The sequence below is a fragment of the Paenibacillus dendrobii genome (assembly GCF_009807035.1).
GTDB classification, from domain to species: domain Bacteria; phylum Bacillota; class Bacilli; order Paenibacillales; family Paenibacillaceae; genus Paenibacillus_AQ; species Paenibacillus_AQ dendrobii.
Window position 1 is genome coordinate 205,323 of record NZ_WUBI01000003.1, and the last position, 20,454, is coordinate 225,776.

Sequence of the window (20,454 nt, forward strand, 5' to 3'; positions counted from 1 at the left end):
TCATACAATGGTTCAGCTTCGCTGAAATATATAAATTCTATAATCCTAAAAAAAGAAGGGCAAGCCGCTTACGCGGCTTGTCCTTCTTTTATCGCAGTATCTTCCGTGTTGGGCAGCCTTCCTCCCTTTAGCCCATTGAACAACAGGTTGAGCACAATCGCTGTGACGCTGCCGGCTACGATGCCGTTGTCCACCAGGATACGCGCCCAATCCGGAAGGAGCTTGAACAGGTCCGGACTCACGCTAACGCCAAGCCCCATCCCTACCGAGCAGGCAATGATGAACAAATTCTCGAATTTATTCAAATCTACTTGCCCCCCCAGCATGCGGATGCCGGATGATACTACCATTCCGAACAAGGCTACCATCGCTCCGCCCAGCACCGAGGTTGGAACCAACTGCGTCAACGCGGCGATTTTCGGCACGAATCCGATGACGATCAGAATACCTCCCGCCACGAAAATAACGTCTCTCGTTTTTACCCGGCTCATTTGAACCAGACCCACGTTTTGCGAGTATGTCGTATAAGGGAATGAGTTGAACAAACCGCCAAGCACAATTGCCAATCCTTCAGCGCGATATCCTTTGGCAAGGTCCTTGGAGGAGACATCTTTGTCGACGATTTTGCCAAGCGCCATGAACACTCCCGTTGATTCCGCAATGCTCACGATCGCCACCAATATCATGGTAAGGATCGAAGAAACGTGGAACGTGGGCGCTCCGAAATAGAAAGGTCTGACAGCGTGAAACCAGCTTGCTTCCTTCAGCGGCGTCAAATCCACGTGCCCGGCCGCTGCCGCAACCAGCGTACCTATAATCAGACCAATCAGAACAGAGATCGAGCGGATAAATCCCTTAGCAAAACGGTTCATTAGGATAATAAACAACAGAACCCCAAAACCAAGCCCCAGGTTCAGCAGGCTGCCGAACTCGCCGATTGCCTTCGCTTTGTCACCACCGCCAAGGTCATTGAGAGCCACCGGAATTAACGTAACCCCGATCACCGTTACCACCGATCCGGTAACCACCGGCGGAAATAAAGCTATTAATTTACCGAATAACCCCGAGAACAAGACGACGAATAATCCCGAAGCGATGATCGCTCCGTAAATTGCGGACACGCCGTCTTTCATGCCAATGGCGATCATCGGCGAAACAGCCTGAAACGCACATCCGAGCATAACTGGCAGCCCGATGCCGAAGAAACGGTTGCCCCAAACTTGAAGCAGCGTCGCCAGACCGCAAGCCATTAAGTCGATCGCGATCAGATATGTCAGCTGTTCTGAAGTGAAATCGAGCGCTCCACCGACAATAAGGGGCACGATCACCGCGCCAGCGTACATGGCCAGCACATGCTGGATGCCTAGCGAGAAGGTTTTGAACGGATTTCTGCTTTTCATTAACTCATTGCGCTGACCTTGATTGGTGCGTGCCATACGAAATTCATTCCTCCCTGAATCTTGGTTTTGATCAATGATATCTCTTAGGATTTCACTCGCTTGATATCCCGTTTATTCCGCAAAAGTAACGGTTCCATTGTCGAGGGCAGCCACCCTGACCAGTGACTCTACACGGTAACCCGCTTCCTTCAATAGACGTCCTCCGGGCTGAAACGCTTTTTCGATCACGATGCCGATGCCCGCCACTTCCGCTCCGGCCTGCTCCACAATGCGGGCAAGTCCAAAGGCAGCTTCACCGTTCGCCAGAAAATCATCAATGATCAGAACTCTTTCCCCCGGCTTCATGAACTTACGGGATACGGTGATCTCGTTTGTTTCCTGTTTGGTAAATGAGAATACCTTCTCCACAAAAATATCTTCACGAAGCGTCAATGATTTCTGCTTGCGCGCAAAGATCAGCGGCACTTCGAGCTCAAGTGCGGTCATAATGCCAGGAGCAATACCTGAGGATTCTATCGTAAGTACGCGGTCAATGGATTGGTCTGCGAATAAGCGCTTGAATTCCTTTCCTACTTCCTTCATCAGAACAGGATCCATCTGATGGTTCAGGAATGAATCGACCTTCAGTACCTGATTGCTGAGCACAATTCCTTCATTTAATACTTTTTCCTTTAGCAGCTGCATATCTTTTCCCCCTTAAGAATCTCCTTGCTTCACATCCTTCGAAACACAAAAAGCCCGCCTCTTCCAGGCACTGCCTTGCGGGCAGTACTCGGATAAAGAGCGGACTCACGGAAACAACTCAAAGATGTCGGGACAAAAGCCCGACCGCTTCGTTATTCCCGTAGTCCGATCATTTCCGGTGATCGGGTAGAGACATGCAGGCCTATTCCTGCACATATACGAGAAGCTGTATGAAAGTTTTCAAACGTAAAGACAATGCATGAAGTATACAGCATAACCGTGATAAAAATAAAGAGGTATTTGATGGGGACGCACAAAAAAGCCGCTAAAACCACTCATAAAGTGCTGATTTCAGCGTCAATCTCGTTTATACTTGAATCAATTTCATAATGGGTTAATGAGATAATGAAACGAGATATAGACAAATAAACTCTACTATATCCTATTGGCTAAAGCCTGCTTACGGTATTATGAAATTGATTTATTTTAAAGAAATTATCCCATACTATGAGTAGATTCATAGAAAAGGATCAGGAGGGGAACCTATTGAAGGGCTTTATTCATGAATTCAAGGAATTTGCCGTTCGCGGCAACGTCATTGACCTTGCGGTTGGTGTCATTATCGGGGGAGCATTCGGCAAAATCGTTACGTCCATCGTTAATGATATTATCATGCCGCCGATTGGGCTAGTGCTGGGGGGCGTCAATTTCAAAGATATCATCATTCCGCTGAAACCCAATCTAACCCTGCCCAACGGCAATCATATCCATACGCTGGCAGAAGCGCAGCAAGTCGGAGCGCCAGTCATTGCGATCGGACAATTTATCAATGTCATTCTCGATTTTGTGATTGTGGCTTTTTGTATTTTCCTGCTGGTGAAGGGTATCAATTGGCTGAAGAACAAAGAGCACGAAAAACCCGAGCCAGAGAAAACAACCAAGGAATGCCCTTATTGCATGTCCGAAATTCCCGCGGCCGCTACACGCTGTGCTCACTGCACATCCGTTCTGGAAACGGAACCTGGGCAAGCCTAACTGTAGGGCTTCATAACAGGCAAGGTCCGCGGGGCAACCCGCGGCTACAGGCCTGGAGGTCTTTGTGGCATCAGACTGCCAATGAGCTTCTTCAGATCATGATCTTCCGTATACTTCTCTTCGCCGGTATCCAGTTCCGTCACACGGATGTATTCGTAATCCGAACCAGGCTCCACAGGCGTAAATATCAGTTTCTCCGGATCAGTCAATGCCACCTGATATTTCATATCCTTAAACATTTCGATCAGCTGCTCTCCGTCTGGCCTTTTGCCTTTTTCAATGAAAAGCAATCCCCGCAGACGCTTCAATTCTTGCCTGTACTTCACTTCAAAACGAACGATGCATTCCATGTTGATCCTCTCTCTTTCCCTATGAAAATAGCTTTATATAAACCGATATGCCCTAAATTGCAATAGCTTGCCATCCGTTCAGACCTGCGGGATAATTACCCTATGATGAAATGACCGGAGGTGCTACGGCAGCTATGAGCCAGGAACTATTTGATATCTATGATGACAATGATCGAAAAATGGGTACCGCCCCGCGGGATGAGGTGCATGCCAAGGGTTATCTCCACCATTCCTTCCACTGCTGGATTGCCAGAGATACGCCAGAAGGACGTAAAATTCTGTTTCAGAAGCGGCAGGACAGCAAGGATACCTTCCCTGGTCGCTACGATATTACGGCCGCTGGGCATCTTTCCGCCGGAGAAACCGTCCAGGACGCTGTCCGCGAAGTGGAAGAAGAGCTTGGGATTCCCGTCCGCATGGATCAGCTCACATCCCTTGGTACCATTGATTACTACGCAACCGGCACTGCCGGCGGCAAACCGTTCATCGACCGTGAAAAATGCTTTGTCTTTGGCTATCTTCTGAATCTCCCTCTCACAGCATACCGGCTTCAAGAGGAAGAAGTTGCCGGGCTCTATGAAACCGATCTGGATGATGCCATTGCGCTGTTTGAAGGCTCTAAATCCGTCATTCCAGCTATGGGGATCCATTCTATTACGGAAAACAGGGTGCCGCAAATTTTTGATACTACTTTAAGCTTACAACAATTCGTGCCTCATAAAAGTGATGATTATCTCCACGTGTTCAAAGAACTAAAGAAGCTGTAAACAATCCGCAGACTAATCTATGTATGAAAAGGGCGCCTAGGCGTCCTTTTCCTGTATATGCTCCATCTGTTCTTCCGATGACTGCGGACTTTCCGTCCCGACATATTTGCGGTAGATCCGCTCATAGCGTGGACCGTAACGTTCCGTCAACTCTTCCCCGATGTCCTGCTCAAGCTCGAACAGCACCATTTCCTGCGTAAAATGATGAAGCAAAAGCTCCACCATCACCGGATGTTCCGTGACAAGACCTTGCGTTGTGCTGTCCTCGCCGCGCATGCCAAGCATGCACCAACGGCGGTCAATGACAAATGAGAATCTCCGTCCCGGTTTGACGCCATCCTTTTCCTGCTCTAGCGAAGGCCATGGAAGCAGACGGCTTACACCTGCGTCCGTCCCCATGCACGACCACAGCAGCTTCACGCCGCGGTTCTCGGCATCCTCAAGTCCATGTCTGACAAGCGAAGCTTCTTCCCGCCATACGTCGACCACGATTTCATGCTCGGCACGCTCCAACTCACGCGTTAATGTCTCCAGAACGTTACGATCGCCTTCAACGCTGTAAAAGGGCTGCTGATCCGCCTCGACGCGCGGCATTGTTGTTTCAATAAAGGACAGTGATTCTTTTACCTGCCCCGATATCATTTGTGTCAGTTCTTCAGGCTTCAGCATGCTATAACGTACAGGCTCTCCTGCGCTGCGCCGCACAAATCCATGCTGCGCCAAACGCTGCAGGGCCGCATACACGTTAGAACGTGACACGCCGAGCCCTTTCGCGACTTCATAGCCGGAGGATGGGCCTTTGCCGGCCAGTTCCACCATAATCTTCGCTTCCATCTCGGTGAAACCCAAGTTCCGCAGATGCTGTAGCAATTGTTCCATCATTTTGTCCTCCCAAGCTGCGAAAAACCCTTGTCTTGCTCTTGTATCAGGATGCATTACGATCCCGGTATGCATAAGTGCAGAATAATGGTTACTTCATAGGATTGATCATTTCGGTAATGAATTAAATTTGTTCCGCTCCGCAGCGTGGGCACCACTTGGAGCCTTTAGGCAGATCCGCACGGCAAATTTGGCATTTCACCGTATCGCGCTGAGTATCTGCTGGCGTCTTCTCGGTATCTTCCTCGTTATTTTCTTTCCAGTAGCGGATGCGGCGATCAAGCTCCAGCTGGCGTTCACGTTCACGCTCCAGTTCTTCAGCCTGCCTGCGTTCCCGCTCGTCCGGGTAACCTTCCTCTTCCTCAGACTCCTCCCAATCCGAGCTTGCGGAGTAATCATATTCATACTTCCGTTCCGCAGAAGCGCCTGCTTCTTCCCGGTCATAAGTGCGAACGTCATCTTCTTCATCTTCTTCATCTTCTTCGTGTTCTTCATATTCTTTATACTCTTTATATTCATGAACAGGTTCTTTATAAATTTTGGTCTCTCCGTAGTCCTCTTCCTCTAATACGGCTGCTGAAGAAGCCGGGCGGGATTCGGCGCGTTTCTTCGCGGGTTGATCATCATTCAAATTTCTACCGCAAGCCGGGCAGAAATTGGCGTCGAGCTCAACCGTACGTCCGCATTTGCAGAGCTTCTCATTTTTCAGTTCCGCGATACGGCGGCGTAAATCGTCAATCTCTTTCTGCAGACCGTCGCAAGCCTTGGAGTGCTTCATCATGTCACGCTCGGCGACCGTAAGATCCTCCGACCGGTACCCGTCATAGAAGGCTCTGCCCATCTCCACGAAATGAAGCTCCATCTCCTTCTCTACCTCGGTAATCTGCCCGTTGAGTTTGCCGACTTCAACAGCACCTTGCGCTTTTTCCGTAGCACGGTTCGCCCCGTCCTTGATTCGTTGCAAAATGTTCATTGATTTTCTCCTCCAATTTCCCAAAATCATCCCATGTAAGAATCATAATCGACTCGTATTGTTTTTTGTTTTTTATGGTTTAGTTACAGCAAATCCTTGTTACAAAGATACCATGTCACGCCTTCACTGTGAAATCTGCCCAATACTTGTGCATCAGCCTTCTCGATTGCCGCCTTCTCGGGGTATAATGGACTGCATGCGTTTTTGGTGTATATATCATACCAAATTTATAGGGCACTTGTGAAAAAAGCAATCCCTTACATCACTTTCAGACTTTTTAAAGGAGGGTGCAGCCATGGTGAATACACTGCTGACGCTCACTAGCGTGCCCGCCCATGTGCCGACTTCCGCCAAGCCACCGAAGGCAAGCGACGCTCCATCCCTAACCAGCCGCGATCTGGTGAAAGATCACGCCCGGGATGCGTTCTTCTTCCGGGAGCTCGAGCACCACGGCATATTGCTGAATGCACCACAGATTAAGGCCGTCCGCCACGGCGAAGGCCCCATGCTGATTCTGGCCGGCGCAGGCTGCGGCAAAACGACTGTTCTTGCGGCCCGTACCGCTTACCTTATTGCCGTCCGCCGTATACCGGCATCCCATATCCTGCTGGTCACCTTCACAAGCAAGGCCGCCAAGGAAATCAAGGAGCGGATCGGGCGGATGCCCGGCGTCACTCCTGCGGATGCCCGCGCCGTGGAGGCACGAACTTTTCATTCCTTCGCACTCATGCTACTGCGCAGAAGCGGTTGCAAAGAACAGATTATGGGGGAATTCAATGCGCAGCACACCATCATGAAAATGGTTCTGCGCAGGCTCGACCCATCACAAACCTATCAGCCGGAAACGATCCTCGCCGCGTTATCGTCATGGAAAATGCAAGGTCGTGGCGTAGAAGAACTTCCGGACAAAACATCGGAAGAGGCATCTGTCAAACGAATTCTCGAGGCATACGAGTCCTGGAAGAAGGAACGCCATTTATGGGATTTCGACGATATCCTGCTTCAGCTGCGGCGACGCATGAACGACCGCATGTTCCTCAAACAGCTTCAGAATCGATATACCTGGCTGATGGTTGACGAATTTCAGGATACCAATACCATTCAGTATGATCTGGTGCAGTACCTCGCGGCCGCCCACCGAAACCTTGCGGTCGTCGGCGATGATGACCAGACCATCTACTCTTTTAACGGGGCCCGCCAGGAATCCATTCTGGAATTCGATAAGCTGTATCCTGAGAGCAAAATTGTCACACTGGATATTAATTACCGCAGCGACAGTCGCATTCTCGGCCTTGGCACTGCCATTGTGCGGCATAACCGCTTCCGGCGCGACAAAATACTAAAAGCAGCCGGTCCTGCCGGACAGATGCCATATTATGCCCTCCCTGCTCATCCGGAGGAAGAGGCACTATGGGTCGTCAACCATATTTCCCAGCAGGTTCAGTCCCAAAACGCGGCCTATAAGGATATTGCCATTCTGCACCGAACAGCAGGCAGCAGCCGTGCAGTTCTCGAGCAGCTGCTGCTGCGCGAAATTCCGTTTGTGCAGTACGGCAGTTCATCCGTGTTCTATGACCAGAGCCTGATTAGACCGCTCATGGATCACCTGAGACTGAGTTTGAATCCGCGGCGGATGGAATCCCTCCCCGGTGCTCTCGGACCGCTCTACGTTCCGAAAGAAGAAGGACAAGCCTTCATTCAAACCCAGGAAAGGGAAACTCGTAAAAAGTATCCGCTGATCCACCTTACGCGCTGGGACAAACTGAAGCCGTTCCAGCAGACGGCCGTAAAAGACCGGATCAGACTGATCAAGTCGCTGCAAACGTTAAAACCTGCCTATGCGATTCAGGAAATGCGCCGCCTCTTTTACGATAAATACATCCAGGCAGGCGATCCTCTGGTGTACACCCAGTACAAAGATATGGTCCAGGATTCGCTCGAGGAGCTGGAAAGCGCCGCAGCACGGTTTGATACGGTAGAACAGTTCGTCGCCTATGCAGATGAACTATCCCTGAGACATGCGCAGATGGAGCTTATGAAAGACCAGCATGACGGAGATGCCGTCCAGCTCATGACGATACATCGAGCCAAAGGTTTGGAATTTCCTTACGTATACTGGATTGGAGCCAGCGAAGGCATTCTCCCGCACAGATCCGCGTTGAAAGACAAGCCTCCGGAAGAAATGAAAGCCGCGGCTCCCGGAAAAGCAGATCAGATTGTAAGCGAGGCTGCATTGGAAGAAGAACGCAGACTGGCTTATGTCGCGGTCACGAGAGCGAAGGAGAAACTGTATGTCAGTTCCCCCGCTTATTACCATGGCAAGCCGGCTGCCCCTTCCCGATTCCTGATGGAGGCTTACGGAATTCACAAATCCAAGAGCTCATCCACTCCCTCAACGCGACCTTCCGGTGATTCAAATAAGGCCGCTTCGTGTAAGAAAAAGTAAAGCCATTGATGCCATAAACCATTTTAGCGATGAATCGGCATCAATGAGGGAGGGAATCTTTCTTATGGAAAATGATAAGAAACGGTATTATATTTCTGTGACTCATAACTTGATTCAAGATGTGCCCAATGATTCCACCGAATTTGAATTGATGTTGACCGATGATCAGGTCACCAGGCTTAGGGACCAGATGGACGAGCTAACGAAGGATGATGAATATACGTTTAAAAGAGCATTCGTTCCTTTTAAATCTGCCGACCATGATGATGCCACCGAGCAGTTCGATGAGAAGCTGCTTGGCTTGTACGCTTACTTATATGAAGTGGGCGACGAAGAAACCAAACGGATGATCGAGGAGTTAAACGTTCTGCCCAAGCTTCATCAGACCGACTATCATGATGAGGGCTATGAAGGCTCTCCGTTAAACAAATAATCAAAGAGTACCCTTTATCGCATCCAAAAGCCTCTGCCGCGAAGAATGCTCCACCTTTGGAGATTCTGAGACAGGGGCTTTTTGCATACAATGAAGGGTTATCTTTGTAAGGTTTTGCCTAAGTTCCTATTTTTCAGGTACAATAATAGGGGAAACGAAAGCTTGCGCCGTTCGTCTGAGTTCACCACAAATAAAAGCAGATATAGGAGAACAACCATTGAAAGAAGAATCGAATCATCAGCTTGTTACAGGTTCTGTCACGCTAAAGGATTTGCAGAAGCTCGATATCGAGAACAATTTGCTGAATCAGTTTAATGAGTGGAAAAAACTCCCGATGCTTTATCAGCTCGCCTTGGAGGAGCTCCAAAATAAGATTAAACTCATCAAGACGGAGCTGAAACTTCAGGATGGTTACAGTCCGATTGAACATATTAAGGTTCGGATCAAGGAACCGAAAAGCATCATGAACAAGCTGGAGCGCAAAGGCTTCGACTTTACACTCGATAATATTTTGACCCACATTCATGATATTGCCGGCATGCGCATCGTTTGCGCCTTCGTGCGGGACATTTACCGGCTTCTGGATCATTTCTCGCATCGGGATGATATTCGGGTTATTGAGATCAAGGATTATATTGCCAATCCCAAGCCTAACGGCTATCAGAGTCTGCACGTCATTGTGGCGGTTCCATTGATCCTGTTTGAAGGGACTCGCTGGATGAAGGTGGAGATCCAGATGCGCACGCTTGCGATGGATTTCTGGGCCAGCATGGAGCATATTATCTACTATAAATATGACAAACAGGTTCCGAACCATGTCGTCGGTGAATTAAAGGAAGCTGCCGAGGCCGCCGATAAGCTGGATCATCAGATGCTCCGCCTGCGAGAGGAAATTCTGGCGCAATCCGGGGACTATGTAGCAGAAGATTTGGAGAAAATCCAAGAGAACTGATTCGTTATGTTCGAAGATGATTGGGCTCGAAATAGCTAGTCATCCATTGTGTCCATGACAGCTTCTGTCTTTTCTGACGCCGCAACAACGATCAATATCAAAATAATACCGGCAGCACAAAGCATTCCTAGCATGTCTGCTCCACACCTCATTTTCATATATTTCAATTTCGTTTGAAATATTATATGAGAGCGTGTTCGTTCTCATGCTACTAGGATGAACAAAAAGAAGAATGGGCAAACAGCCATTCTTCTTTTTTTGCTATTCCAGGAAACTGGATACGCTAGCAGGTGTATTCAATTGTTGAGCTGGCTTATTCCCGGGCATGAGTCCCAGCCTCTGCGTAAGCTGCTTGTTAATCTCGGTCATTTTTGCCGTGTGTTCTGTAGCCGTCTGAATAATCGTCCGGTTGGATTGCTCATACAGATCAATGGCAGCAAACAGATCCGACATCGCCCGGTTGACCGAATCCATCTCAATAGCCGGCTTTCCGAGCAAATCATTCGTTTTCTGGGTTGTTTCCTTCAGTAACCGGGAGTTCTCCTCGAACATATTCTGAAGGCTCTCATTGGCTGAATTCACGGCCTCAATCGTATCCAATTGATCCTGAAGCGCCATAGAAATCATCGCGGATACGGTGATCAGATGCTGTGTCTTGTCGATCGTTGCGTTTACGGAGTCTATTAATTTATCGTTATTATCATTGATGATATCGGTACCTGCAATGGCTTGCTGATAAAGCATGATCATTTCCGTAAAGGATTGAATGCGCGTGACGACCTTTCGCAGACCACGTTCTAAGAGCGTCTTGCGGTTCTCGTTCTCCGGTTTGGCAATTTCCTGTTCAAACAATTCCTTCAGCTTGTTCCCCATCGCGATCCGCACCTGCAGATTGTATACTTCTTCAATGGAGGATCGCTTTAAGTTCTTCATATAGACGACGTTTTCTTGCAGGGTGTCCTTGCCGTTGCGCAGTGACTGTACAATGGCGTCCACGTTTGTCTTCACCGACTGGTATTTGTAGATATAGTTTTTAATCGGCGTCTTCCGCAGCATTTTTTCGAAAAATCCCAGCTGCTTGCTCTTGCTTAACGAATCGATTTCCGTTCTGAGCTTCACGATATTATTGGTCACCTCGGAACGCTTGCCTGACATCAGTTCATTCACCGGACGTTCGAGCATCGTAAGAGACTGCCCGGCTTTCTCCATCGTTTTCTGGCCTATCTGCCCAATCTGGTCCATTAGACCTTCGAGTTCCATCGTGTCGGTAGTCGACACCTGCGAGATGACCTGCCTTGCTTCCTGTTCCACTTTAGCGATATCCGCTTCTTTCAGCTGCACCATTGCAGTCGTAGCCATCGTTCTGACTCCTCCTTCATCTTACGAATCTGTCGTTCGGTATCTTGCCTGAATTAAGTCCATCCGTGTCTGAAGCTCCAATATATCCCTGCTCTCAATCGTTTCCACATAAAACGAAAGCTTGGAGTCAATATCCTTGAGCCCGTTCAGCAAAAGCCTGCGATTAAGAACCTTGGCTTCTCCGCTTAATTTAAGGAACGGATTGATAGCTCCATTGAGATCTTTAAAGACAAGCCTTTGGATGTTGTGATTAATCGATCCGTCGTTGATTTCTTTCAACTGCGGAATCAGCCGGTTGATTCTTGCGAGCAGCGCAATGGTCTTCTCGACGATTTCATTATCCAGGGTGTTCTTCTCCCCTTCGGACATCACCATCTGTTCGATTACGCTGATATACTCATGAACAGGGTCCCATATCGGATCTCCGGAAGTCCCCGTTTGGGCGCTAGGCGCTGCGACTTCGTCCGCAATTGCAACTTGTCCTTGCTGTGCCCCATGGATCTTCGAATCCAGCACAGGCTCCAGGATGTTCGGAATCTCCTTTACCGGAATTCCCTTATTGCCGAAAAAAAACATCCCTATAAAAACAATGGCTGCCGGTATTAGCAGATTAATAGGATTGGATAGAAAAAATCCCGAAATTAATGAGATGGCATAGGTTCCAATCATAAAAGATCCTGCCAGTTTCAAACGTTTCATCTTCATCCACACTTCCCTTTTGCCCATTTACATGAAGCCTGATTACGTTATGTTAAACATTCTCTTCGGTTCAGGAAAGCAGCACAGCTTGTTCGACATAACTTGCTCTAATGCCCAGCTTTGGCTGCGGAGTTTCAAAGGGTTGCCCCAATATGGTTTTCACAGCCAGATAAGGGATGTTGATACCCGACAGGCAGGTAATGTACAATCCTCCGGACATGCGCGGGTTGATTTCAAGCAGCTTCGGAACCCCTTTGTTGTATTTCACTTGGATGTTAAATACATAGGGGATATGGTAGGCCTCTGCTACCTTCTCCGATATGCTTGCCAGTTCCGGTATGTTGTCCAAATGATAGGTTCTGCCCGAGGATTTTCTGCGTGGAATGGCTGTAATCAGTTTCCCTTCCGAGTCGGAGAGACAATCGATACTGTACTCATCACCTTCCAGCAGTTCCATGACCATAATGTCATCAAATCGTTCCTGCAAGGAAAAAATGCTGTACGCTTCCTCAAAGGACATGTTCAGATTGATCCGGCCGTATATTTCCTCCAGCGGGTTACGATGATCCTGAATGATCCGAAACCCGTTTCCACCTTCCGAATGGGTAGGCTTGAAACAGACGCGGTGGCCTCTTTGCCGGAGATCCAAATACGCTGCTTTAAAAGCATCTGCTGTATTAACCACATGGTAGGCCGGAATCGCGACGATGCCCGTATCCTTCACCAATTCATAGAATTTGTCCTTCACGGTTATGCTCTGTAAAAGTTCCGCATCGCCGCATACCATAACCTTGGTACCTATTTCTTCAAATAGCGTGACGTGAGCTCCGATCTCTTCCATCTTCAGCCGGGGGATAAAAATATCAATCGAGTGCCGTCTGCAAAAATCCAAGCAATATTGCACATACTCAAAGCCCTCCAGCACAGGCTCTGCTTCGGCGTGGTCACACGCTTGCAAAGACATATGACGGATATCGGGATGGGTTCCATAAAATTCGAAGGCCTGCCCATCCGCGTTGTCACGGATCATGTTCATGTAATGGTACGCCACGGAAAACCATCGGTTAAACCAAATTCTTGTCATGCTCCTTGTCCCTCACTGTATGCAAATTGGGTTACGCTGCTTTGAATCGAAAACCATTCCATAACTCTCCGGATGATTTCTTCCGATGCCGTCAATCCTGAATGCTTCGTAAACTCCAGATACGACGGACCTTTTTCACCGTACAGACTAAACAATTCTCCATGGCTGGGTGCCAGTTTGTACATTGCAGTTTCGAGCAGGCTCTCATCGAGAAGCGAATCCCCGGCGGCCGCGACCACCCGCTCCTCCAGGCGATCCATCAGGTGTTTTAATGCCTTTCCCTTGCTCAAACCGGAAGGTACCAGATAGATTTTGCGTCCTTGGACGGAAAGGCCCCAGCCCATGGCCGCGAGATCAGCTCGCAATTCTTCTACTTCAAGAATAGGCATGGCTTCCCTGTTGATGACAATCGCGTAGAACAGTTCCTCGCAATGCTGCGTCCGCAGCACCCAGGATGGCGAAGCCATGTCTTCGAACCGCTTGAACACTTGACTCGCGCTGGCACTCTTCCGAAGCTCTGCCCTAACCACTGCATTCCATTCCTCATCAGGTACGCCCCGCACGAGAATATTCCCGCCGTTGCTCGTAATGGCATACTCCGGACAGATCGTGGTGTTCAAGTAAAAAATGCGTCTGTATTGCTCCACCGTCCTCGTCGTAACAGGAATGAAATAAGCGGATGCCGAAAGTTCCCGTAAAAGCCGTGCCGCGACCTTGGACATGAATGAAATGTATCGATCATTCTCCTTGGAAGACTCAACGGGAAAGCAAGCTTCGGCATTATAATCATCCCCCATCGCGTTCATCGAATATATCAGGGTCCGATCCAGGTCGCTTGCGAATATCATAGAGGCTCACCGCCCTTCACGGGCTTGATCAGGCCGCAACAGGAATACGTCAGCTGAGGGTATACTTCAACCGGCACCCCCTTGTCTTCTGCCAACAACAGAATATGCTTCAGATTCGGGTTATCCATCCGGTCCACAAGTATCTTCCAAGGTACCCGTCTCAGCAGTACTCTCGTCGTTTCACCGACGCCAGGCTTGATCAAATTCACGTCTTTAATACCAAATTCATTCCGGATCTGCTCGATGTCCTTCATGCCTTTCCAGCTTGCTTCCGTAGAGGCCGGAGAGTGATATAAACGTTCTGCCTCTGCGGCAGCCTCCTCGAATACTTCTGCAAAGTACAAGGACACCGTATCCACAAAATGATTCGATACATCCTCGGTAAGCCATTCCCTGTAATATTTGGCTCCATGGTAATCATCCGGACCTATCAAATCGTTTCGAAGGACCGTGCGGCTCATCAGTCCGGATACCGTCGAGTTCAGGCAAGCGCTCGGGATCAAGAAATCTTCTCTTGTTCCAAACGTCTCGGAGCACCAGCCCGGATCGGCCAACACTGCCAGGTCATCTTCAAAATGTATCCCGTACTTCTCATCCATCCGCTGAGCCGCTTCTATCAGGACCTTCCGAATCGCTCCTTTACCGGTCCAACCATCAACAAATTGAATGAAACGTTCCGGATGGCGCTCATGAATGTATAGTATGGCGTTCTCATCAATCCCTTTGCCTCTAATGATCGATAGACTGTAATGCGGCAGGTCCTTGTCATATCTCTGTTTAACATATCTCTTCATCAGAATGCCGATCGGCGTACCCGCCCTGGCCAGCGATGCCAGTACGATATCGAATCCGCGCTTGCGGATGACAAGCTCCGACACAATGCCGGCGGCCAATGCCACCTTACGGGCCGATTCCTGCAGAGTTTGATGAAAAAGCTTGATGTATTCAGCGCTGGGTTGATATTCCACAGGCAGCATTTCAGAATAATGGGTTCCCGATTGTATCGCTTCTTCCCGGTCCTCGGTCCCTCTTTCCAACGATATGCTGCTCAGATCCTTGAGAAGAAACAGAACATCTTCAGGTCTATAGCTGCCAACCGGTGCGGGATCAGGCAACCTCCTGGATATTGTGAGCTTACTCATTTGCCATGTCCCTCCGTCTTCCTCATGAATTGAACGTAACCAGATGAATCTTGGGAATCCCGGTGCTCTCCAGAGCTTGAATGAAAGAGATTTCCTGTCCTGCAGGCATCTGACGCTCTATAAACACAAACAGTTCGTCGTATTGTCCTTGAGGAATATTATAAAAATAGTTCAGGACCGATACGTCCTCAGGAGCATGAAACGAGAATCTGTTGGAAACCGCATATTCAGGGGCTGAAGAAGGATATATTGGACTTCTGGTGCTAGATTGATAATTTATCCCCTCCCCCATTTCTGCGGCGATTCGCATCGGTATATACATGAATTCGCCCGTGCCCATGCACAGCGCATTGGACCCGCTTCTTTGGGATTTTAGGAACGAAGCACATTGGCTTACCTGCCTATCCAGCTCTCTGCAATCTCCAGGCCGCAGGCCAAATCTGCCGGTATTGGAAAGATACGTGCTCATGTTCTTTTCATTCAGCTGATTCCAGGAAGAATAAGCAACATGATCGAACCAATCGCTCACATCGTGGCATACGAACTCAGGAGAAGAACCGCTCCATGTTTCAGACAATGCCTCTGCTTGTTTTTTCTCGGGTTCGCCGTGAACCTCAACCCTGCCAGACATCAACGAAATGCAGCGGATGCTTACGCCGAGCTCAAGAGCGGTATCATCAAACCGTTTTAAGTCCGCCTCTGAGCGCCAATCCAGCAAGCTGGCTATCGTATACTTGGCGCATGGATGCGTATGATGCAGCTCTCTGATAATGTTCAGCGCCGTCTTCCCGGTCGTGATTTCATCATCGACGAGCACAATCGCATCCGCTTCCTTGATGAATTCCCCGTCCACTGAATAACAACGATGTGCGGTAGCATGGGAGTGTTCCTCTTCAAACTGCAGCACGGGTTCCATTTCGACAATCCGTTCCCGGGTCGTATGAAGAAACGAAGCATTGCCTTCGAACAGATCATACATCGCGTGTCCCAATGCTGTCGCCGTTTCGGCAAAGGCTATAAATAATGTTTTTTCATGCACCTGGAGCAAGCGGGATTTCAGGTATCCATACACAGATTCGGCCTGATCCGGAAATTGGAGTCCCTTCATGACTTTTTCGAGTTTTTCGGTGACCTCCCCACCTTCCTGCTCGTGCAGGAGAAGTGCAAGTGCCGCTCCGCCCAGAAGGGGAATGTAGGGATTGACAGGTATATGCTTGCCCAGTACTTTGCTGACGAATAAAAAGCTTCTCTTTTTGTTGATTCTGGCTGCCATCTGGAACAATATGTCCCTGGAGAGATGAAAGGGATTACGGGTAATCTCCACGTCAACGGTCAAATTGTCCAGTATAAGATACGACTTCATGCTGCTCTTGCCCATTTTTTCTAACGAGTAACGTGGTGAAATTCCGGTTTTCATTCAACACCCCATATATTTTCGAACGAATCAAGATGCGTTTTGCCCAATTCAGATGCGGCTTGATTTCGTTCATTTTATTGGCATACTGGCTCTTAAACACTCCAAGAAGACCATTATTTTTCGATAGGATATGGGTGGCATCCATGAATTCTTCATGGGTCACCGCGTACATGGACTGTACCGGCAGGATATGGGAGGGATGGATAATCGTTTTACCGATCATTCCATTTTCCTTATCCATAGCAACCTCCCGAATCAGCCCGTCAACATACTTATTGATGTAATGCATTCTTAGCCGTCTTCCGTTTCTTCCAGCACTTTCTTCAAAAGGAGTCTGTCTAAGCTGGGACTTGAGTACTCTGTCACTCTTGAAATATTCCCATACCGGACCGGAAATCACATATTGATCTTCAGCCCTTCCGAAAATATTGATGATATCCGTAATGCAATCGCGGATCACGCCTATGTCATAAATCGTCATGTCCGGGCTCCGCCTTAATCCAAACAAACTGGAAAAGTCCGTCGCTCCAATCCTCACATTTAAGATACAATCCCGATATTCATCTAGCAGCGCTCTAATATTCATCAGCGTTTGTGTACGGTATTCACGATAAATAACTTCTGAAGATTCCAATATGGGCATGACATACAGTAATGGGGAGTGCGGACTTCTGACGCCGTTGTAAGCGTCCACAATTTCCAAATATCGCTGACCGTTATGTAAAGAGAACTTTGGAAGCACGAACCCGGTTACGCACTGAACTGCTTCTCCAAGCAAATCGATCACGCGCTTCATCTGTTCCGGTGAACGGACGCGAATAAAAATGAGCGGGATGGTTTGCTCCGTCACCATGCCGGACTTTAGACATGAATGAATGGAACGGAGCTGAACTTGAAGAGACTCCTCTGCTTTATCCACCTGATCGTCACCCACGGCATCCTCAAGGTCCAGCACGACGGATACAAGGCCCTCAAACTTTTCGGTTATCATCTGATCGGCAATATCCTGCCTTGTGGCAGGCATGTAGAGCGCAGCACCAACGGCATGAGACAACAGCTCCTTGTCGGAAGTATGACTGAAGCTGATCGGAGAAGAATGAAAAATATCTTTTTCTTCTTCGCTTGAAAGATAATTAAAGTACCGCATGTCTTTCCCCTCCATGACCTGGATGAATGAGCCGGCACGGCTTCATGTTGATTAGACACAGAGATCGTGCAGGGTAAAAATATCCCTCCTAGCGACCAGGAGGGAGGGATATAGAATGTAATGCCGCCAACAGGTCATTTACCGTACGATTGATGTTCGCTTTTCTTTTGGCGAATAGAACTGAAGATCAGCGTTCCTACAAAAATAAGAATCAGGACACCGAAGAACAACAGCTGCGGAACTTCAAAGCCAAATGCTCCGGCGATCATTTTGGCAGCGATAATGATGATCAGAATAAAGGCCGTTTGCTCAAGCTCGGGAAATTTCTCGATCAGTCTCAGGAAGAGCTGCGCCACTCCCCGCATCATTAACACACCCAGAATTCCGCCCAGGAAAAGAACCCAGACTTGGTTGCTTACACCAAATGCCGCCAGAACACTGTCCATACTAAAGGCAATATCCATCAGCTCGACCGCAAGCACCGTACGCCAAAAGCCGTAGCCTTTATTCTCAACTTCTTCCTCTCCGTCATCCTTTTTGCCGATATGCGGAATCAGGGGAACTCCCCCGATGCGGGCCCATTTGATTTCAAGACCAAACAGGTTGCTGCAGGCGATCCATAGCAGATAAATACCGCCTACGACCTTGATCCAAGTGATTTTTACCAGGAAGGTACCGATTCCTATCGCAACGAACCGGAATATATAGGCTCCGAGAATCCCATAGAACAAGGCTTTTCTCTGCTGGCTTTTCGGTAAATGGCGGACCATAACCGCTAGTACTAGCGCATTATCCGCCGACAACAGTCCTTCGAGGACAATTAATGTACCAATGACTCCCCAGTTCACCGGATCCGAAAGAGTTTGAACGATGACAGACCAATTAAAAAAATTAGAAAAATTATCAATGAAACTTTGGATAAAGCTCGACATGAATTGTCCTCCTCAAGAGCCTGTCCACATTATTTGGATCCTTTTACCCACCGCAACCCCCAACGATAGGCTTCATCCATATCCCTGTGACCCGAAAAATACTGAACCAGCTTCTCGATACTAAATGTTTGGTCATTTACATTGGTAATCATCGCAATAGCGCACATTCCCTTGCCGTTTTTATGCTCATCCATCCGAATGACGATATCCGGTCCCTCCTGCTGACGGATCGTGACCACGCCGTCCGCCTCAGACCACTTGCTGACTCCCTCATAAATAAAGGCATAGATGAGAATGCGTTTGATGTCCTGCACCTGGGCACCATTGATTCGCAAATTTTCCCCCGTTTGGGTCATGCCCGTCCGGTCATCGCCATCGAGCTCTATGTACGGGAGATAAAAAAACGAACCAAAGGATTCCCCTAATGCTTGAACGGTACCTTTACTTCCGTCCTTCATTTCGAACAAGCAGCCTAAATCAAGGTCAACGCCGCGTCCGCCAAAAAATCCCGCTTTCTTTTGATTCCAATTCAGGTTCACCCGGATTTCTCCGATAGGCCCTGAACCCTTTTGCAGGTTAATGACATCGCCGCGCTTTTTGAGTTCGATTTTGGCCAGCGGGGCGGGAGGCGGCGTTGAATGTTGATTCATTGGCGTGGGTATAGGCGGAACAGGAACGGGTGAAGGGATTGGCACAGGGACCGGTTCAGGTATCGGCTTAGGGGTGGGAGTAGCGCTCGACGGCTCAGCCTTTACCTCGATGCCGAAACTTTCACACAACGCCTCAAGACCACCTGAATAACCTGAACCTACGGCACTAAATTTCCAGTCGCCGTTATACCTATATAATTCTCCAACGACAATCGCCGTTTCAACGGAGAACGCCTTGCCAAGATCATAACGAATCAGGACGTTGCCGGTGGAGGCATCCATGATTCTGATAAACATCCCGTCCGTAAGTGCGAAATTCTGCTTACGCCGATCTCCCTCGTATATGGTCAAGCTTAATGCGACTCTATGATATTGCTGCGGTATATTCTGAAGTACGATGGTAACCTGCTCCTGATCTTGGATGCCGGAAAGCATAAGCTTTTCGCCGGTCTGAATAGATACAGATGCGTTACCGCCAACAGGATTGCCGTAAAATATTAAATCTTCATCCCGGGTTACCTTCGATTGCTCGTTTAGCATGAAGGCGGAAAAATCAATCTCTACATTTTCCGGGCTCCGCCAGCCCATGCCGACAATAATGCGACCGAGTGTTGGATTGGTTTTCGTCAAATCCGCCTTTTGCCCTTTTACCAAGGAAATCGTCATATTCGCTTAGTTTGCATCAAGCCCATAATTATTGCATAACGCGGCAAGCCCGCCCGAAAAGCCTGAACCTACAGCTTGGAATTTCCAATCGGTTCCTTGACGGTAAAGCTCGCAGATGACAACGGCTGTTTCGACGGAAAAATCTTCACCCAGGTCATAGCGGAGGACTTCCCGGTTATTCAATTCGTCAACAACTCTTACGAAGGCATTCGATACTTGTCCAAAATTCTGGCTTCGTGCCTGTGCGTCATGAATCGTAACCGTAATGCCAATGCGCTGAATTTGCTCCGACAACAGCGAGAAATCGATTTTGATCTGCTCGTCGTCTCCTTCGCCTTCTCCCGTACGGTTGTCCCCTGTATGAATAACGGAGCCGTTAGAGGTTTGGAAATTGTTATAAAAGATAAAATCCTCGATCCCTTTGGCCTTGCCGTCCTGGTGAAGCAAAAATGCTGAAGCATCCAGGTCAAACTCCGCTCCGCCGTTATACTTATTGGTATCCCACCCTAGACCGATAATCACTTTTTGAAGCCCCGGATTGGTTTTCGTCAGATCGATGCGCTGACCTTTGGCCAAACTGATAGACATAAA

Annotated in this window: 20 protein-coding genes and 1 riboswitch; of the genes, 5 read left to right on the forward strand and 15 right to left on the reverse strand. The window is 48.6% G+C overall.

The window, feature by feature from the left end; genetic code table 11:
- Nucleotides 1–68: 68 nt before the first annotated feature.
- Both GRF59_RS19085 and GRF59_RS19090 read right to left on the reverse strand, forming a co-directional pair.
- Nucleotides 69–1,436, reverse strand: a complete 1,368-nt coding sequence (locus GRF59_RS19085) for a nucleobase:cation symporter-2 family protein (RefSeq protein ID WP_160499315.1) — start codon at nt 1,434–1,436, stop codon at nt 69–71.
- Nucleotides 1,437–1,511: 75 nt separating this feature from the next.
- Nucleotides 1,512–2,084 (reverse strand): xanthine phosphoribosyltransferase, encoded by a 573-nt coding sequence (locus GRF59_RS19090; RefSeq protein ID WP_160499316.1) that lies wholly within the window; start codon nt 2,082–2,084, stop codon nt 1,512–1,514.
- 141 nt (nt 2,085–2,225) lie between these two features.
- A riboswitch (purine riboswitch) is annotated at nt 2,226–2,326 on the reverse strand.
- 265 nt (nt 2,327–2,591) lie between these two features.
- On the opposite strand from GRF59_RS19090, the gene mscL reads away from it, so the two are divergent.
- A complete protein-coding gene (mscL, locus tag GRF59_RS19095; RefSeq protein ID WP_160499317.1) occupies nt 2,592–3,119 on the forward strand; it encodes a large-conductance mechanosensitive channel protein MscL in 528 nt (175 codons plus the stop codon).
- 44 nt (nt 3,120–3,163) lie between these two features.
- On the opposite strand, the gene GRF59_RS19100 is transcribed toward mscL, so the two are convergent.
- Nucleotides 3,164–3,469, reverse strand: a complete 306-nt coding sequence (locus tag GRF59_RS19100; RefSeq protein ID WP_160499318.1) for a hypothetical protein — start codon at nt 3,467–3,469, stop codon at nt 3,164–3,166.
- Between the two features lie 134 nt (nt 3,470–3,603).
- Here GRF59_RS19100 and GRF59_RS19105 point away from each other — a divergent pair, with 134 nt between their 5' ends.
- Complete coding sequence (locus GRF59_RS19105) at nt 3,604–4,236, forward strand: NUDIX hydrolase (RefSeq protein WP_160499319.1); 633 nt, start codon at nt 3,604–3,606, stop codon at nt 4,234–4,236.
- A gap of 36 nt (nt 4,237–4,272) precedes the next feature.
- Here GRF59_RS19105 and GRF59_RS19110 read toward each other — a convergent pair whose 3' ends face one another.
- Together GRF59_RS19110 and GRF59_RS19115 are read right to left on the reverse strand one after the other, a co-directional pair.
- The gene (locus GRF59_RS19110) at nt 4,273–5,115 is read right to left on the reverse strand and encodes a TrmB family transcriptional regulator (protein ID WP_160499320.1); all 843 of its coding nucleotides are present in this window, start codon (nt 5,113–5,115) and stop codon (nt 4,273–4,275) included.
- A 124-nt stretch (nt 5,116–5,239) separates the two neighbouring features.
- Nucleotides 5,240–6,088: a zinc ribbon domain-containing protein gene (locus GRF59_RS19115; RefSeq protein WP_160499321.1), complete on the reverse strand. Its 849-nt coding sequence runs from the start codon at nt 6,086–6,088 to the stop codon at nt 5,240–5,242.
- Between the two features lie 295 nt (nt 6,089–6,383).
- On the opposite strand from GRF59_RS19115, the gene GRF59_RS19120 reads away from it, so the two are divergent.
- From GRF59_RS19120 to GRF59_RS19130, 3 genes are all read left to right on the forward strand, one after another.
- The gene (locus GRF59_RS19120) at nt 6,384–8,534 is read left to right on the forward strand and encodes an ATP-dependent helicase (RefSeq protein WP_160499322.1); all 2,151 of its coding nucleotides are present in this window, start codon (nt 6,384–6,386) and stop codon (nt 8,532–8,534) included.
- Between the two features lie 64 nt (nt 8,535–8,598).
- Nucleotides 8,599–8,967: a hypothetical protein gene (locus tag GRF59_RS19125; protein ID WP_160499323.1), complete on the forward strand. Its 369-nt coding sequence runs from the start codon at nt 8,599–8,601 to the stop codon at nt 8,965–8,967.
- A 334-nt stretch (nt 8,968–9,301) separates the two neighbouring features.
- Entirely contained in the window at nt 9,302–9,919 is a 618-nt protein-coding gene (locus GRF59_RS19130) for a GTP pyrophosphokinase (protein ID WP_160499719.1), read from the forward strand.
- A gap of 261 nt (nt 9,920–10,180) precedes the next feature.
- Here GRF59_RS19130 and GRF59_RS19135 read toward each other — a convergent pair whose 3' ends face one another.
- The 10 genes from GRF59_RS19135 to GRF59_RS19180 form a co-directional block, all read right to left on the reverse strand.
- Nucleotides 10,181–11,278 carry a toxic anion resistance protein gene (locus GRF59_RS19135; protein WP_160499324.1) on the reverse strand — a complete coding sequence of 366 codons (1,098 nt, stop codon included), beginning with the start codon at nt 11,276–11,278 and terminating at the stop codon, nt 10,181–10,183.
- Between the two features lie 21 nt (nt 11,279–11,299).
- The gene (locus GRF59_RS19140) at nt 11,300–11,983 is read right to left on the reverse strand and encodes a hypothetical protein (RefSeq protein ID WP_237391918.1); all 684 of its coding nucleotides are present in this window, start codon (nt 11,981–11,983) and stop codon (nt 11,300–11,302) included.
- A gap of 64 nt (nt 11,984–12,047) precedes the next feature.
- On the reverse strand, nt 12,048–13,061 hold the full coding sequence (locus GRF59_RS19145) for an ATP-grasp domain-containing protein (protein ID WP_160499326.1): 1,014 nt from the start codon (nt 13,059–13,061) through the stop codon (nt 12,048–12,050).
- Nucleotides 13,058–13,909, reverse strand: a complete 852-nt coding sequence (locus GRF59_RS19150) for an HAD family hydrolase (RefSeq protein WP_160499327.1) — start codon at nt 13,907–13,909, stop codon at nt 13,058–13,060. Before GRF59_RS19150 ends, GRF59_RS19145 begins: the two co-directional genes overlap by 4 nt.
- Nucleotides 13,906–15,051: a cysteine protease StiP family protein gene (locus tag GRF59_RS19155; RefSeq protein ID WP_160499328.1), complete on the reverse strand. Its 1,146-nt coding sequence runs from the start codon at nt 15,049–15,051 to the stop codon at nt 13,906–13,908. The genes GRF59_RS19150 and GRF59_RS19155 overlap by 4 nt, the downstream gene beginning before the upstream one ends.
- A gap of 22 nt (nt 15,052–15,073) precedes the next feature.
- Entirely contained in the window at nt 15,074–16,429 is a 1,356-nt protein-coding gene (locus GRF59_RS19160; protein ID WP_237391919.1) for a phosphoribosyltransferase family protein, read from the reverse strand.
- A complete protein-coding gene (locus GRF59_RS19165; protein ID WP_160499330.1) occupies nt 16,377–17,615 on the reverse strand; it encodes an HpcH/HpaI aldolase/citrate lyase family protein in 1,239 nt (412 codons plus the stop codon). Before GRF59_RS19165 ends, GRF59_RS19160 begins: the two co-directional genes overlap by 53 nt.
- Nucleotides 17,616–17,749: 134 nt before the next feature.
- Complete coding sequence (locus GRF59_RS19170; protein ID WP_160499331.1) at nt 17,750–18,547, reverse strand: TerC family protein; 798 nt, start codon at nt 18,545–18,547, stop codon at nt 17,750–17,752.
- 29 nt (nt 18,548–18,576) lie between these two features.
- Entirely contained in the window at nt 18,577–19,863 is a 1,287-nt protein-coding gene (locus tag GRF59_RS19175; RefSeq protein WP_160499332.1) for a TerD family protein, read from the reverse strand.
- Between the two features lie 6 nt (nt 19,864–19,869).
- Nucleotides 19,870–20,451: a TerD family protein gene (locus GRF59_RS19180; protein ID WP_160499333.1), complete on the reverse strand. Its 582-nt coding sequence runs from the start codon at nt 20,449–20,451 to the stop codon at nt 19,870–19,872.
- Nucleotides 20,452–20,454 lie beyond the last annotated feature (3 nt).